The sequence below is a fragment of the Anaerolineales bacterium genome (genome assembly GCA_016928575.1).
Lineage (GTDB): Bacteria > Chloroflexota > Anaerolineae > Anaerolineales > RBG-16-64-43 > JAFGKK01.
In genome coordinates, this window is record JAFGKK010000024.1 from 25,804 (window position 1) to 41,209 (window position 15,406).

At 64.7% G+C, this 15,406-nt stretch carries 16 protein-coding genes; 9 read left to right on the plus strand and 7 right to left on the minus strand.

The genetic code is table 11. The annotated features are described in order from the left end of the window. Positions 1-61: 61 nt before the first annotated feature. The 4 genes from JW929_03860 to JW929_03875 all read right to left on the minus strand — a co-directional run bounded on the left by JW929_03860 (position 62) and on the right by JW929_03875 (position 3,319). On the minus strand, positions 62-790 hold the full coding sequence (locus tag JW929_03860; protein ID MBN1438523.1) for a hypothetical protein: 729 nt from the start codon (positions 788-790) through the stop codon (positions 62-64). A gap of 175 nt (positions 791-965) precedes the next feature. Beyond that, entirely contained in the window at positions 966-2,177 is a 1,212-nt protein-coding gene (locus JW929_03865; protein ID MBN1438524.1) for a hypothetical protein, read from the minus strand. Between the two features lie 19 nt (positions 2,178-2,196). Next, a complete protein-coding gene (locus JW929_03870; GenBank protein ID MBN1438525.1) occupies positions 2,197-3,078 on the minus strand; it encodes a hypothetical protein in 882 nt (293 codons plus the stop codon). Positions 3,079-3,145: 67 nt separating this feature from the next. Next, positions 3,146-3,319 (minus strand): hypothetical protein, encoded by a 174-nt coding sequence (locus JW929_03875; protein ID MBN1438526.1) that lies wholly within the window; start codon positions 3,317-3,319, stop codon positions 3,146-3,148. Here JW929_03875 and JW929_03880 point away from each other — a divergent pair. Next, positions 3,318-4,196, plus strand: a complete 879-nt coding sequence (locus JW929_03880) for an SGNH/GDSL hydrolase family protein (GenBank protein ID MBN1438527.1) — start codon at positions 3,318-3,320, stop codon at positions 4,194-4,196. The two genes, JW929_03875 and JW929_03880, sit on opposite strands and share 2 nt — an antisense overlap. Before the next feature lie 70 nt (positions 4,197-4,266). Here the strand turns inward: JW929_03880 and JW929_03885 are convergent, their stop codons facing one another. Next, entirely contained in the window at positions 4,267-6,168 is a 1,902-nt protein-coding gene (locus JW929_03885) for an ABC transporter ATP-binding protein (GenBank protein ID MBN1438528.1), read from the minus strand. 114 nt (positions 6,169-6,282) lie between these two features. On the opposite strand from JW929_03885, the gene JW929_03890 reads away from it, so the two are divergent. From JW929_03890 to JW929_03925, 8 genes are all read left to right on the plus strand, one after another. Beyond that, complete coding sequence (locus JW929_03890) at positions 6,283-7,032, plus strand: SH3 domain-containing protein (protein MBN1438529.1); 750 nt, start codon at positions 6,283-6,285, stop codon at positions 7,030-7,032. Between the two features lie 122 nt (positions 7,033-7,154). Beyond that, positions 7,155-7,634: a hypothetical protein gene (locus tag JW929_03895; GenBank protein MBN1438530.1), complete on the plus strand. Its 480-nt coding sequence runs from the start codon at positions 7,155-7,157 to the stop codon at positions 7,632-7,634. 82 nt (positions 7,635-7,716) lie between these two features. Beyond that, positions 7,717-7,860, plus strand: a complete 144-nt coding sequence (locus JW929_03900) for a hypothetical protein (GenBank protein ID MBN1438531.1) — start codon at positions 7,717-7,719, stop codon at positions 7,858-7,860. Between the two features lie 347 nt (positions 7,861-8,207). Then, positions 8,208-9,713 carry a PQQ-binding-like beta-propeller repeat protein gene (locus tag JW929_03905; GenBank protein ID MBN1438532.1) on the plus strand — a complete coding sequence of 502 codons (1,506 nt, stop codon included), beginning with the start codon at positions 8,208-8,210 and terminating at the stop codon, positions 9,711-9,713. Between the two features lie 24 nt (positions 9,714-9,737). Beyond that, complete coding sequence (locus JW929_03910) at positions 9,738-10,172, plus strand: GNAT family N-acetyltransferase (GenBank protein ID MBN1438533.1); 435 nt, start codon at positions 9,738-9,740, stop codon at positions 10,170-10,172. Between the two features lie 489 nt (positions 10,173-10,661). Beyond that, entirely contained in the window at positions 10,662-11,528 is an 867-nt protein-coding gene (locus JW929_03915; protein MBN1438534.1) for a hypothetical protein, read from the plus strand. A gap of 73 nt (positions 11,529-11,601) precedes the next feature. Continuing rightward, entirely contained in the window at positions 11,602-12,135 is a 534-nt protein-coding gene (locus JW929_03920; GenBank protein ID MBN1438535.1) for a sigma-70 family RNA polymerase sigma factor, read from the plus strand. Beyond that, positions 12,132-12,830 (plus strand): hypothetical protein, encoded by a 699-nt coding sequence (locus tag JW929_03925; GenBank protein ID MBN1438536.1) that lies wholly within the window; start codon positions 12,132-12,134, stop codon positions 12,828-12,830. The genes JW929_03920 and JW929_03925 overlap by 4 nt, the downstream gene beginning before the upstream one ends. A gap of 38 nt (positions 12,831-12,868) precedes the next feature. Here JW929_03925 and JW929_03930 read toward each other — a convergent pair whose 3' ends face one another. Together JW929_03930 and JW929_03935 are read right to left on the minus strand one after the other, a co-directional pair. Next, positions 12,869-13,891: a hypothetical protein gene (locus JW929_03930; protein MBN1438537.1), complete on the minus strand. Its 1,023-nt coding sequence runs from the start codon at positions 13,889-13,891 to the stop codon at positions 12,869-12,871. A 248-nt stretch (positions 13,892-14,139) separates the two neighbouring features. Beyond that, positions 14,140-15,213, minus strand: coding sequence for a CAP domain-containing protein (locus JW929_03935; GenBank protein MBN1438538.1), 1,074 nt, complete (start codon positions 15,211-15,213; stop codon positions 14,140-14,142). Positions 15,214-15,406: the final 193 nt, after the last annotated feature.

Here is a 15,406-nt window from a genome sequence, read left to right on the forward strand (position 1 = left end):
CCTCGGTTTTATCGACAGTCGACGAACGATCGCCGGCGTTCGAGTTTCGGCGGCCGGCGGCTTACAGGATCAGAATGTAATTCCACCCTCCGCTGCCGCCCATTCCCGAAAACGGAAAGAATTTATTCGCGGAGCCCTTTGCCGCCAGTTGGCTGTAGGATACGGTGATGGTGCGCGGTTCCTCGAGCGGTTTGAGCGGGAGCGGGATCGGCACCTCCTCCTTGTCGTCGCCTTCGCCGCACAACATCGTCACCTGACCCTCCTCGTAATACTCCTTAATGATCAGGGTCAACGTATCGTCCAGGCAATTGCCGCTTACGTCCGCGTGCATGGAGGTCGTGCCGGTCCCCTTCTCGCAGTTTTCAAAATCCTCGGCGGTCAGGCGGACGGTGAGCGGCCCGGTGTCGATATTGCTCACCCCATGCCGCTCGCCCCCCTGGGTGTAGCTGATGCTGTGGATAATGTTGATCTTATAGGTGCCGGACACCGTGACCCCGAAGCGGCCCATGCCCTCGACCCCGAATTTTATATCGTGGTTGAAGGTCAGCGAGGCCGTGGTGTAGTCGCTCGGGCAGGTGAGCGGAAGAGGCGGGTAATCCTCCGGGGCGTCCGCCTGCCCCTCTCCGCCGCCGGAAGCCGGGGCGCCGTCGGCGTCGCCGGATTCCTCGGCACTGCCGCCGCCGAGCCCGGCCGGGAGCGAAAGCGGCAGGCTGCAGGCCAACAGCAGAAATCCAGCCGCGAGCAATGCGGCCGCGCGCCGCGCGCCATGGGGGGAAAATTCTGCGGTCATCTCCACCTCCTCCAATCGAGACATCTTGGCCGTTCTTTTCTTTCCTACCCAATATACGCCGGGATCGGCCCCCAAACCTCCAGAAAACCTCTAGAGAATTTTCCCGCTGCGGATTCCGACCGGTACGGCAAAAGCCGGGAAAACCACAAGCCTCGAAAAGTAAAAAAAACGCCCCTCATCCGTTCCAGGTTTCCAGGGCTTCCACCGCACGCGGCGGGCCGCCGAGGGCGCAGATCTTCTCCCCGAGCCGCGCGGCGGCCGCGGCGTACGCCTCTCGCCCGCTCATCACTTCGCCGATCCAGCGCGCGTTGAAATCCGGAGCCTCGCCGAAGCGCCCGGCGCCCGCCGCCTGCACCCTTTCGGCGTTGAAGCGCCGCTCGAAGATCGGACCGGGGAAGAGCAGGAGCGGAACCTTGTGGGCGAGCGATTGGATGATGGTGTTGTGTCCGCCGTGGCAGAAGGTCCAATCGCAATGCGGCAACAGGTTTTCCGCGTCCCAAAACGGGCGGAACACCACCCCGCCGATCCGCTCCTCCTTTTGCAGAGTTTGGGAGCCGACGAGGCAGAAGAGCCGGGGAGTCCCTCCCCCAGCCGAATCCGGAAACACTTGCGGCAAAACTTTTCGCATAACGGGCAATCCCACCGAACCGGTGCCCAGATACGCGAACGCGTACCGCCTTCCCGGCTCGGCCTGGAAAGAGGAATCGGCCGCCGCGCGGAATGAACGGAAAAGGCTTCCGGTAAAAACATAGTCGGGCGAGGCAGCAGCCTCCGGCTCCAATTCGGGGATGGACGGGACGATCTTAAGCGTGCGGCGGTCCAGGATCATTTCCTGCGGCTCGACGCTTTCCTTGCCGAAATCCCGCAAGACGCGCCCGGCGGCGGCGTGTACCATCCGCCAGGCGAACCCGCCGATGCCGACCTTGAGCATGCCGGCGTAGGTGCAGGCGATGGGGATTCCGCGGATCCGGGAGACGAGAAACGCCCCCGGATCGACCTCGGTGAAGAGGAAATCCGGCTTGTACTCATCCACCGCCGCCAGTTGGGAAGAGACCAACCGACGGAGGTAGCCGTAACGGGCGATGCCGGTGATCATCAGGACGAGCCAGATGCTGCCGATCGAACGCCCCGGCGGAACGGGGGGCACGACGTTTTGGCTGCGGGCTGAGAAGGCATCCGAAAGCGGCTTGGGCAGGCCGAACATCGTCGTCTGCGGCATGCGGAAGACCAGATGGCCGAGCGCTTCCAAACGGTCCGCCAGATACCCGGCGGCGCAGAAGGCGACCGCATGGCCGCGGACGACGGCCGCGCTTCCGAGCGCCAACACGCGGGTAAGGCTGCCCCAGGTTCCGGTCGGCGGGGAAAAGAGCGGGATTAAAATTTTCATGGATCCCCATGCATGGGGGTTATTCGCCGTCTTCGGAATAATAATACAAAAACAACATCCCGGCCGACACCGCAGTCAGGAAATGCCACACGACGTGCCACTGCCACAGGCTGGCGGGGGCGCAGATCGCGCCGCTTTCATCGGCCATGTTAAGCGCGTAGGCGGCAAGGAAGCAACCCAGCGCGCCCAGCAGATACCGCGTTCGGATCCGCAGCAGCCGCCGGATCCAATGAGCCCCGACCTCCACGGCGGTCACGCCCACGATCAACCCCCCCAACAGCGGCCGCCGCATTCCGGGCGCGGCGAACCACAGTCCGCCGCATGCCGCCAACAGCAGAAAGTAGGCGGCGAGGAAAGCCGCATCGCTCCAGCGGCGCAGACGGGCCAGACCGTAAAGCAGGGCGTAGCCGGCGAAGGCGTACATGCCGAGGTAGTCCAACCACCGGCCGGCATGGGTCAAGGATACGTGGAAGAAGAATGAGGTCACCCCGATGAATATCACCGCCAGCCCGAAACCGGCGGCGTACCCGCGATGGCGGGTCATCCGGTTCGCGCGCGCCGGAAACCATGCCGCCCCGCTCGCGCCGAGAATCAGCAGTCCGGCCAGGAGATAAAAAAGGTTGGAATAGCTGGAGAGCGGCTGGACGACCCCGCCGGCGCGGAACGCCTCGCAGAAACAGCCGGGGTAACAGGAGGCGAGCTTCCAGCCCGGCCAGGGGAACGGCAACGCCTCGAGGCCGAGGGTCATGGCGGCGATGAGCGCGAAGGCCGCCAGCGGAAGAAAAAACGGCTTGAGGAACCTCATCCACCCCGAATTGTATCCGGGATGGGTCGGTCCGGCCATCGGCCCGCGGGAGGGAAACAGGTCATCTTGAAGCCCGGCCGCAGGACGCGGTATCATCCGAAAACTCTTCCGGGAAGGAACCGGGCGCCTTGCGCATGGCGGAAGTCACCCCTTGCAGTCGAATTCACAGCCGGATGACGGCGCATCCCCCGGGCCAGCCCCGGCGGGGCAGGGTTGCGCGGGCGGGGATTCTTGTAGCCGCCGCCGCGTGCGCGCTCGGATGCAGGTTGTTGGCCGCCGAAACCGCCCCCGCGCCCGCGCTCGAACCCGGCGGCACGGCGACGCGGACTCCGTTCATGCCGCGTTTCAATTGGCCCGGGAATTCCCCACCCGCCGACAGCCCGACCCCGTCCGCCACCGCCACCGCCACCTCCACTCTCACCCCCGCCCCCCAGGCATGGTACGACTACCCGATCATCCCCGCCATCAGCGACCGGGCGCGGGCGATCTTTGCGCACGGTCGATCCCTGGGCAACACCCCCAACGCCTTTTCGGTGATCGGCGATTGCGAAGGAATCCCTTCCCGCTTCCTGGGCGTGTTCGACTCCCACCCTTCCTACTATCGTCTGGGGGAGTATGCCTACCTGCAGCGAACCATCGAACACTTCCGGGGATATTTCGGCCGGATCAGCCGCGCTGCGCACGACAGCTTCACCACATCGTCAGTGCTCTCTCCGCTCTGGGCGCATCCGGCGTACTGCCTTTCCGGCGAGACTCCGCTGGGATGCGAATTGCGAATCAACCGCCCCAGCTTCGCCTTGGTCACGATCGGGACGATGGATTACCTTAACCCGCCGCGTTTCGAGCCGCAGATGCGGATCATCATCGAGACCCTGATCCAAAATGGGACCGTCCCGATCCTTTACACCAAAGCCAGCAATTACGAAGGAAATTGGAGCATCAACGCTGCGGTGGGGCGGCTGGCGTACGAGTACGACGTTCCGCTGTGGAACTTTTGGCGGGCGGTCCAGCCCCTGCCTTCGCACGGCCTGCAGGCGGACGGACTGCATCTGACCTGGGCCTACAACTACTTCGACGACCCCTGGTCGATGCAGCATGGATGGCCGTGGCGCAACCTCACCGCCCTCCAGGCGCTCGACGCCGCCTGGTTGGCGATGGCGGACACCCCGCCGGTGGATCTTTCCGGCCCGCCCGCCATCGGGGCTTCCGGCTGACTCCGGCTTTCCAAACCCCCGACGGCCGTGCGGCCCCAAGGCTCCTTCGGAGGAACCGTCCGGCGGCGTCTCAGGTCCGGAACTGGGTTTCGTACAGGCGCGCGTACAATCCGTCGATCGCAAGCAGTTGCCCGTGCGTGCCGCGCTCGACGATCTTTCCGCGGTCCATCACCAGGATCGTATCGGCCGAGAGGATCGTGCTCAGGCGGTGGGCGATGACGATGTTGGTCCGCCCGGCCATGACGCGCCCCAGCGCCTCCTGAATCAGCGCCTCGGACTCGCTGTCGAGGTGGCTGGTGGCCTCGTCCAAGACCAGGATTGGGGGATCCTTCAGAATCACCCGGGCCAGCGCGATGCGCTGTTTTTCGCCTCCCGAAAGCCGGTAGCCGCGCTCTCCGACGATCGTGTCGTATCCGTCCGGAAGCCCCGCGATATAGGCGTGGATGTTGGCGGTCCGGGCCGCCTGCTCGATCTCCTCCTGCGATGCGTCCGTCTTGGCGTAGGTCAGATTGGTGCGGATGGTGTCGTGGAAGAGGTACGCCTCCTGGGTCACCATCCCCACCGCCGCCGAAAGCGAATCCAGGCGCAGATCGCGGAGGTCGTGCCCGTCGAGGAGGATCCGCCCCGCGGCCGGGTCGTACAGGCGCGGGATGAGATAGGTCAGCGTGGTTTTTCCCGCGCCGGAAGGCCCGACCAGCGCGACCAGCTGGCCGGGCGCGGCGCGGAAGGACACGTCCTCGAGGGCCGATCCCCTCGCCGGCGGGGCGCCCTCCTCCGCCGCGGGCCGCTCCGCCTCCTCCTTCGACATCACCGCCGTGACGGCGTCCATCCCGAACCGCTTCACGTCGGCCAGCAGTCCGCGTTCGTCCGCCGAATACCGGAAAGAAACGTTTTCGAACGCCAACTCGCCCCTCACTTCGCGGAGGCAGAGCGCGTTCGGCTTTTCGGGTACGTCCTGCGGCAGATCGAGCACCTCGAACACGCGCTCGAAACTCACCACCGAAGCGGAAAATTCCACCGGCGCGTTGGCCAATCCCTGCAGTGCGCCGTACAGGCCGCTCAGGTAGGAACCGAAGGCCACGATCGTTCCGACCGTGAAGGCTTTTTGAACGACCAGGTAGCCGCCGAAGCCGTAGACGAACGCGGTGCCGACCGCTGCCAGGAGGCCGACGAAGACGAAGAAACTCGCGCCGATCAGCGCGCGGCGGATCCCGAGGTCGCGCACCCGGGCCGCCCGGTCGCGGAAGCGCCGCCCTTCGTCCTGCGCGCGGCCGAACAGCTTCACCAGCAGCGCGCCGCTGATGTTAAGGGTCTCGTTCATGTGGGCGTTCATCCGCGCGTTCATGTCCATCTGCCGCCGGGCCGCTTCCCGCAGGCTTCCGCTCAGCCGCCGGGAGACCAGCACGAACAGCGGCAGGATGCAGACGCTGACCAGCGTCAGCCGCCATTCGAGCGCCAGCATCACCCCCAGCAGCGCCGCGGCCTGGACAGTGTTGGTGACAAGGTTCACCACGGTGTTGCCGATCGCATTCTGCGCGCCGACCACGTCGCTGTTCAGGCGGCTCATCAATTCGCCCACTTTGGTGTTGGTGAAGAACCGCAGCGAGAGGCGCTGCAGTTTGTCGAACAGCGCCACCCGCAGGTCGTAGATCACGCCCTCGCCGACTCCGGCGTTCAGCCGCCGCTGGAGGACACCCGCGGCGCCGTGCAGGACCGGGATCAGGAACAGCCCCAGCGCGAGCCACGCCAGCCGCGGAAGATCCCCGGCGGGCAGGACCCGGTCGATCATCTCGCGGAAGATGAGCGGGGTGACAAGCGAAAGGGCTGCGTTGAAGAGGATCAGCAGCAGCATCCCGGCGATCGCCCTTGCATACGGGCGCGCATAGGCCGTCACGCGCAGCAGCAGCGCGCGGCTGACTTTCGGCTGCCGATCCTCGGGGTTTAACATCGCCACCCGGCCGAAACCATGCATGGGATTTTTCTTCTCCTTCCCAAAGGATCCGGGAGTGCGCGTCCGGACAGGCCCTCCCGGACGCTTTCATCATCTCACTTTATAATATATATCAGCCGCCGCCGGGAGAAGGCCATGAATCGGACCACGCTGAGCATTGCGATCGTCATCGGAGGAAGCCTCGCGGCCTGCACTCTGGCGCCGGGCGCATCCCCGACGGCGGCGCCAACGGCGACTCTACCGCCAGCGGCGACCGCCACCGAGCGGCCGCCCCCCACCGTCACTCCGACCTTCACCCCGACCGACACGCCCACGGCGACGCCGTTCCTCCCCTTCGAAATCGCCATCGCTTCGACCGACGCCGCCAACCTGCGGGCCGGCCCCGGATACCTGTTCCTGATCCTGAAAATCCTGCCGCCGGGAACCAAGGTGCAGCTGCTCGGCCGCGCCCCGGGCAGCGAATGGTTCCTCGTTCAAACGGCGAACAACCTGGAGGGCTGGGTGTTCGGAAAACTGCTGCGCCGGGACGAGGAATTGCTCCACGCGCCGATCGTCGAGCCTTCCGATGCCGGCGTCATCCGCGGAAGGGTGCTCGATTCCGCCGGCACGCCCATGCTCGGGATCGGGTTTACCGTTTCCCGCCGTGCGGCTCCGGCCGAACCCGGCAACCCGGTGGTGACGGACGCGAATGGGGAATTCTACTCTTTCCAACCGTACAAAGGCGGCGTGTGGACGGTCACCTTCACCGGAGTCGCCTGCGAGAGCAACGCGTGGCTGGACGCCGGGTGCACCTACTACAAGGAAGGATACCGGGGAGCCGTCGAACCCCTGGCCCGGGACGTCCGCCTGCCGCAGGAGGGAATTCTGGAATTTACGTGGATGTGAAATCCCGCCCGGCCCGCTCCTCCGACGCGGCAGATGCGGAAAGGACCGGAGCAGCCGCCCGGGCGGATCCAACCGACCGAAAAAGCAGATACCATCCGCCACTTGCGCAGAGGAGCGAACCGATGAACATCAAGAATTTGATCCTTGTGAGTGTGATCGGCGCGGCAATCAGCGTGGTTTTTTCCAATGTGTCGTTCCTGAATTTCACCGTCTGTTTCTGTTGCGCGCCGTATTGGGCCAGCGCGATCTTCGCCGTGTGGCTTTACCGGCGGATGACCTTCCCCGGCTCGTTGACCCTCGGCCAGGGCGTGATCATCGGTCTGCTGATCGGCCTGCTGGCCACCGCGGCCAGCTTGGCCTTAAGCATGCTCGGCCTGTTCAACACCGCCGAGTTGATGAACCGGGTCCAATCCTTTGTTCCGCCCGATTCGAACATCAGCATCCCGATGGAGATCAATACGGAATACCGCTTCGGATGCAGTTGCGGAGTCGAAGTGATTTTCTGCCTAATCGGCGGTCTGATCGGCGGCGCGCTCTTCCGCACGGACAAGGGAACTCCTCCGCCTCCGCCGGATTCCTCCCTGCCGCGGATGAATGTATAACCCGGCGCCGGACGACGGGAATTCTTCCGGCCGACGCGCTGTTTGGGGCGAAGAAATGTTACGGAATTCGGAACCCTAAGGGTTGTCCGAACCCTTGGGGTTCCCCTTTTCCGGGATGGAGGCGATCCATACCGAGGCCGGGAACCGGCAGGGCGCGCTCGCCGCGATCGGACGGCGCGATCCCGATTTGGCCGAGCGGGGCGCGCGGTTCGCCCGCGACGGCTGACGTTGGCGCGGAATTGAAACGCAAGCCCGATCGCTCGCCGCGCAGGCCGGGGTCACCTTCACCGGTTTCTACCTTCCCTGGAAACCGATCCTTCGCCGGCGACGCTGCAAATCCGTCCCGGGGACCGTCCCTCCGAGCACCGCAGCAGTCGGTCCGCGGGAGACGGGGAAACGCCGCGCGCCGCAACCCAACGTGCTATGATTTTCTTTTAATCCATCAGGAGACGGTCTATGCCTGAATCTCAGCCGTCAAAATCCGTCTGTCCCTCCTGCGGCGGGTCGATGGTTTTCGGGCCCGGAGAGATCTCCGTCCGCTGTCCGTTCTGTCATGCGACGGTGGAGAGGCCCTTGCAAACCGAGGGACCGGCCAAGGTAAGGACCGAATCCTCCCGGGTTTCCAGCCGGTTCCAACCCGCAACGCGCTCCGCCGAGTCGAATCCCTCCACGGTGTTCGCCCGGGGAATGTGGGTTCTGGGATTGTCCGTCGCCGGTTTGGCGGTCGCGCTGGCGGCGGTCCTGATCGCCCGGCGGGCCTCCGAATCCGGCCTAGCCCTGCGGATCAGCGGACCGACCGCCGTGCTTTCCACCGACACGCCCGGCGAGCCGGAGTTCATCTCCCTAGTCTATGATTCCACCGCGGAAACATACTTGTTCACCCGGTTGAATCCGGCCCGGGGCAAGGTGATCTGGCGCGGTAAGCCATTTGACGAGATTTCCGATGTCGACCGGATCGCGGCCGGCGACGGAAAATTCTTCACGGTCGAAGGAACCAAGCTGTATGCCTACCGCGCCGCGGACGGCGCCGAACTGTGGCAGGCGGGCCTTTCCGACCAACTCGGATATTGCGATGAATGCCTGAGCGCCACCCACAGCCGTGTGATCGTTCTGACCGCGGATTACAATCTCCAAGTTTTCGACGCCGAAACCGGCGCCTCCGCCTGGAGCCGCTGGATGGACGGCTATACCAAAGGCTTCACCCTCGCCGACGGCGGATTGTGGGTGATCGATAAAGTCGGCGGCGCTTCCCGCCTGGTGTTCCTCGACCTTGCGGACGGCTCCGTGCTGAACCAGATCACGCCCGAATGCCGCCGCTCAGACGGCCTCGTGAGCTCGCCCCTGGATTCCATTTCGCCGTTCCTCCTGGATCCATCCCCTTCCGTCCGGTCCTCCGAGCGCTCGGTGTACCTGCTTTACGGATGGCACCCCGGATGCATCGAATGCCGGGACGCCGCTTCGGGAACCCTGCTTTGGCAAACCATCAGCGAAGAGGGATTTTCGCCCTCGCGGGATTTCGCCGTGCTGATGACGACGGAGACTCTGTTTTTCGCCTACCAGGACACGCTCTGGTCCGTCGGCAAATCCGACGGCGGACTTCGGGTGGTTTCCACGGGCGGTGATTATCACTTGGCGCCGCTGGCGCTCGAGCGGGGCGTGCTGGTCCTGCGCACCAAGCGCACTCGCGGGACAACCCAATTCGGCTTGCGCGGCGTGGATCCGCTGCGCGGGGAAACGCTGTGGGAATATCCGATCCCCGGCGGCAATCCCGCCGATCCGCCGGAAGCCGTCTACCGCCACGTCGACCAAGACGCGTCGATCTGGAGTTGGCGGATGGTCGACGGCCGGATCCGGCTGTTTCTCTTCCAAGCGGATCCGAGCCGGATCACCTTCGACGCCATCGATCCGCAAACCGGAACCGTTTCGGATCACGCAGTCCTGGCCCTGCCGATCGACGGCGATTCCTACTTCGGGCCGGAGATCCTGACCTGGCACGGAACGACCATCTGGTTTGTGGCGGACGGAACCCTATTGGCGGTCGACGTTTCCACAGCGACGCTCGCCCACCGGTTCTTATGACCCGCGCGGCCCGGACGGCAAGCCATGATCACCTACAAACAAATCACCACCGCCGATCCGGAATACGCCTCCGAAAAGGACCTGCGCAACCGCGTCTTGCGCCTGCCCCTCGGTCTGGTCCTTTCGGAAGACGACGTGCGCGGGGAGGATTCGCAAATCCATTGGGTGGCGGCGGACGACGGCGGCCGGGTGGTCGGCTGCGTCCTGCTCGCCTTCCCCGGCGGCGGAACGGCCGACCTGCGCCAGATGGCGGTGGACCCGGCCTGCCGCGGCCGGAGGATCGGCGCCGGATTGATGGAGCGTGCGGAGCGCACCGCCCGCGAACGCAAGCTTTCCAAGGTGACGCTGTGCGCACGCCTGTTTGCCCGCGGATTCTACGAGCGCCTGGGGTACCGCGCCTTGGGGAAGGTGTTCACCGCCGTCACCATTCCGCACATTCGGATGGAGAAGGAATTGTAGCGGGGCATCCCCCTGCGGGGGATGCCTGACGCAGAAATACAGCCGGGGGCAGACCCGTCCTTGTCATTGCGAGGAAGCCCGGAACGGAGCGCCTTTCTCCGTTCCGGGCGACGAAGCAATCCCCTGCGCAAACGAATATCAAAGGCTGTTGAGAGTGCTTCTCCGCCCCTGGATCATCGACGCAGAAACACAGCAAGGGGGAACACCCGTCCTTGTCATTGCGAGGAAGCCCGGAACAGGGCGCCTTTCTCCGTTCCGGGCGACGAAGCAATCCCCTGCGCACAACGGGTTCCTTCGTCGTTGCCGAGCCGACGGGAAAAAAATCCCTGCGAGGGCTTATTCCCAAGGCCGAGGAGATTGCTTCGTCGGCTCCGCCGAACACCGCCGGCGGAGCCTCCTCGCAATGACACAGGAGAAATTCTTTCATCCGAGGAAGCCCCTTCGTCGCCCATCCCTCTTTTCCATGAAATCCTGTGGTATCCTCGGCCCATGATCTATCGCCATCCTGTAACGGAATTAATCCGCCGACGGTTTTCCTGCCGCACGTTCGCGCCGGAGCCGATTGAGATCGAGGACCGGCGAACTTTAGAGGCGGCCGCGGCCGGGATGCGCTCCGGCCCCCTTGGAAGCCCTCTGCGGTTCCGCCTGGTCGCGGAATCCGACGAGGATCAAGCCGCGCTGAAGGAACTCGGCACCTACGGATTCATCCGCGGCGCGGCCGGCTTCCTGATCGGCGCCGCGCCCCGCTCGCAAACATCCCTGGAAGACTGCGGATACCGCCTGGAAGAGCTCGTGCTTTTGGGCACCGATTTGGAATTGGGATCCTGCTGGCTCGGCGGAACCTTCACCCGGAGCGGCTTCGCGCGGAAAATCGGCCTCGCGCCGGACGAGGAGCTTCCGGCGGCGGTTGCCCTGGGGCGGATCGCCGATCCGGAGCGCGCGAAACGCGGCGTCATCCGCCGGGCGGCCGGCTCCGATACGCGGCTGCCCTGGGGCATGTTGTTCTTTCAGGATTCGTTTTCCGTGCCGCTTCCCCGCGAAGCGGCCGGCCCGTACGCCGAGGCGCTGGAGACGGTCCGCCTCGCTCCGTCCGCCTCGAACAAGCAGCCCTGGCGGATCCTCCGCACGGACGGCGGCTGGCATTTCTACCTGCGACGGACTCGGGGTTACCACAAAGGCTTCTTGCAGAAAGCGCTGGGCGTGGCGGACCTGCAGCGGATCGACATCGGAATCGCCATGTGCCACTTCGAACTCGCCGCGCGCGAGGCCGGCCTGCACGGGGAGTGGACCGACCGCGAACCGGCCGTGGAAACAGAGAACAGCCAGACGGAGTACCGCATTACCTGGTCTGACTGAGACAGCCTCCCCCGGCGCTCGTATCCGGACTTCCTGTAATACTTCGACCCCTCCTCCGTATAATGGATCGATGATGACCAGACCGCGCATCCTTCCATGGCCCCGGACGAAAGCCGCCGAAGAGGATTTCGAGGCGTCGTACCGCGCCGAGCTCCCGCGGATCTACAACTTCTTCCGCTACCGCGTCGGGGACGGCCCGTTGGCGGAGGATTTGACGTCCGAAACCTTCGAGAAGGCTTGGCGCAGGCGCGGCAGTTACGCCCGCGACCTTGCCGCCTTCTCCACCTGGCTGTTCACCATCGCCCGGCGGGTCGCGATCGACCATTACCGCACGCACAAGGTCGAGGCGCCGGTCGAACCGCTCGCCTGTACGGCCGGGGAGGAAACCCCGGAGGACCTGGCCGAACGGAGGGATGATTTCTCCCGCCTGTCGGTTCTCCTGGCCCGGCTTGCAGACCGCGAGCGGGAGCTGGTGGCTTTGAAATACGGCGCCGGCCTTACCAACCGCGCCATCGCAGATCTCACCGGGCTGGGCGAATCGAACGTCGGAGTGATTTTGTTCCGCACCCTGAACGCCCTGCGCAGCCGATGGGAGGAAAACCCATGAACGAGGAATTTCTCGCCCGCTGTCGCAAATCCCCCCGCCCGGAATTTGCCGAGGAGCTCTTTCGGAGAATCAGCCGGCCGGCGCCGAAGACGGGGCTCGGTTCCACAGCCCGCGCCGCGCTGGCCGCGTTCTTCGTGTGCGCCGCCCTGGGGTTGACCCTGCTTGCCTCGCCCGCCGCGCGCGCCGCCGGACTTGCACTTCTCCGCGACATCGGCGGAGTCGCCTTTATCCAAACCGCGGACTACCCGGGAGGGGACAACCCGGCCGTCGTCCCCGATGAAATCATGAGTCTGGAACAGGCACAGGCCGAATTGCCGTTTGCGATTCACCTGCCGGCTTGGGTTCCGGCGGGCTACGTCCGCGACAGCGGCGTCCGGATCCTGCGGTTTTCCGCCGACTGCACGCCCGCGACGATCACCTGGCACGGCGTCAACCTTAACGACCTGCTCGAACTCACCATCGTCCAATCCGGCCGGGGATGGATCGCCGGATCGGACGAGCTCGAGACGGTCCGGATCCACGGCCGGGACGCCGCGCTGGTCCGGGGGATGTGGAACGCCGATGCAAAAGAATGGGACGCCGAAGCGCCGACCGGCCTGGCTTTGTATTGGAGCATGGGAGACACAACGTACATTCTCTGCTCGCCGACTCTCCCGCGGAAGGATTTGATCCGGATCGCCGAATCCATCCCCTGATCCGCTTCCGAAAAAAACCCCGCCGCAGCGGGGATTTTTCATCGGCTGAACTGGATCGTCCAATAATACCGGTAGGGCGAACCCACCACCCAGGCGTACCCGACGCCGCATTTGTAGTAATACCGTCCGAGGATGTTGTCGTGGTGCGGCTTGCTGTTCCACCACCAATTCCAGGCCTCCTCGACGGTGTTGTAGCCTGCCAGGATGTTCTCGTACACCCCGCCGGTATGGGCGAAATACCGGTTGCAGCCCATGTCGATGCTGTGATACCGGGCCCCCTCGGCCAAAGGACCGTACCACGAGAGCGACCACAATCCCGCGTCGGCGCGCGCCTGATTAATCCGCGCGTAGATCTGGTTTTCGAAATCCACGTTCAGGGAATAGGTGCAACCCGGGAACGGATTGGTGGGCTCGGGCGTGGCGGCGCTGGTCGGGGTTTGGGTGGGAGAAGCCGTGGGAGTCGGCGATTGGGTCGGCGTCGGCGTTTCGGTGAAGGTCGGCGTTGCCGTCTCGCTCCCGGAAAGGGTCGGCGTCACCGTCGGGGAGAGAGTCTCGGTCGGAGTGGCGCTCGGCGTGATGGGCGTGACCGTGGGCGTTTCCGTCGGCGATGGGCCGGAGGTTGCTTTCGGCTTGGAGGTCGGATACGGGGTGACGGTCGGATACGGCTTGGGAGTGCTCTGCTTGCCGGACGGATTGCCGCCGGCCGGTTTGGAGGTCCGAGTCACCGACGGCAGGATGACGACCGTCAGCGTGGCGGTGGGCCGGTCCGTCGCGGTCAGGATCTCGACCACGGTGAAGGTCGGCGTGTGGGTGACCGCGACGGTCGGGAACGCGGTCGCCGAGGGAAGCAGAGTCGCGGTGCGGGTGTAGAAATCGGGCAGGAAAGGGGTGTTGGAGGGCGGGAGGAAAGCGTTCTGGTCCTGGATGGAGGCATTCCGGTAACCGCCGGAAAGCGTTTCCGCGGCGAAGGAGCATCCCGTCGCCGCCATCAGGGGGATAAACCACAGCCACCACAGGATCCGTTTCGGCGTGAGCACTTTTTCCTCGCGGGGGGAGGCCAACGGCCTCCCCGACGGGCATGAATATCGTAATCCGAAACCGGACGACGAAGATACTTTCTTTCCCTTACGTTCGTCTTGTTTTTCCGGAATGGACGACGCCGGCGGGACGAATGGGTCAAACCGGAAGTACCGGTCGGCGGACGGGTCGGCCGAAAATTTACTTTAGTACTACGGAAGGAGAGCCTGCGAATCGCTCGACGATCCATCCGTCGGACAAATAAAAAATACATCTTGTGGGAAAATTCTGATTACGGCGCGCCGAAATCCACGGTGAACCAACCCTGGCCGGGGCAATAGGCGTATCCGACTCCGTAGTCCACGTACGGCCAATTCGTCCCCAGGACCATGTCGCGGTGGCCCGGCTCGTTCATCCACCAATTGACCGCGATGGTCGGGGTGCCGCCGCCGATGATCTCCCCCCAGTAGCGGCCGTAGTAGCCGGCCCGGCGTTCCCGCTCCTGCGGGGTGGAGCCGTCGGATCCGGTGTGCGACATAAATCTATTGACCACCATGTCCACGCTGTGGGCGCGGGCGGAGTTGGTCAACCGGTCGTCGAGTCGGAGCGCGTACTGGCCGTATTCCGCGCGCTCCTCGTTGATCATCACCGCCACCTGCTCCTCCCACTCGAAGTTGAAGGTGGCGCATCCCGCGGCGGTCGGTCCGGCTGTGCGCGTCGGAGAGGGCGGAGGGGTTTGGGTGACCGTCGGCGTGGGGGTAATGCTCGGAGTCGCGGTTGCGGTGGGGGTGACGGTGGGCGTCGCGGTTTCCGTGCCGGTCGGCGCGGCGGTTTCACTGCCGGTGAGAGTTACGCTCGGAGTGGGGCTGCGCGGGTTCTCGGTCAGCGTGGGCGTCTGGGTCGGTTGAGGCGTCGCCGTCGGAGTCGGCAGCGGAGTGGGAGTGCCCGTCAGGGTGATCTTCACCTGCGGCTTGGATGTGGGGCTGGGATGGGCCGCGGGCGGTTTGGATTTGGTGATCGTCGGCGAGAGGTAAGCCACAGGCTCCGCGGTGAGTGTGGCGGATGGAAGGATGGTCAGGGTCAGAGTCGGGGTCGGCGTATCGGTCCCGGTCAGGGTGAAAACGATCGTCAGCGCGGCCGCGGGCGAATCCGCCGGGGGAAGCCCGGTGAGGAAAAAGGCGGTCGGACTCGGCTCGCCGCGGGCGGGCAAAAAGGGGGTGCTCGACGGGGGTTGAAAGGCATTGAGATCCCGGATGGCCTCCTGCTTCAAGGCACCCGGCACCGACCCGGCCAGCATCGTACAACCCAGCGCCAGCATCGCGGTCGCCAGAAACAGGAGCCTGCGGTTATCGTCTGCTCGTTGCATCGGTTCAACCCGTCGGGCGTTGCCTCCCAGTAATTAACTATGACCATAATAATTCGAAACGATACGACAAAGATAATCTCTTTTCGTTACGTTAGTCTTATTCTTCATTTCCGACCCACCCCCTTAGTACGAATGGGGAGAGTAAAAAGTCCCATTCGCCTGAAAAACGGGAACGGCCGAGGAGAAACCGGGG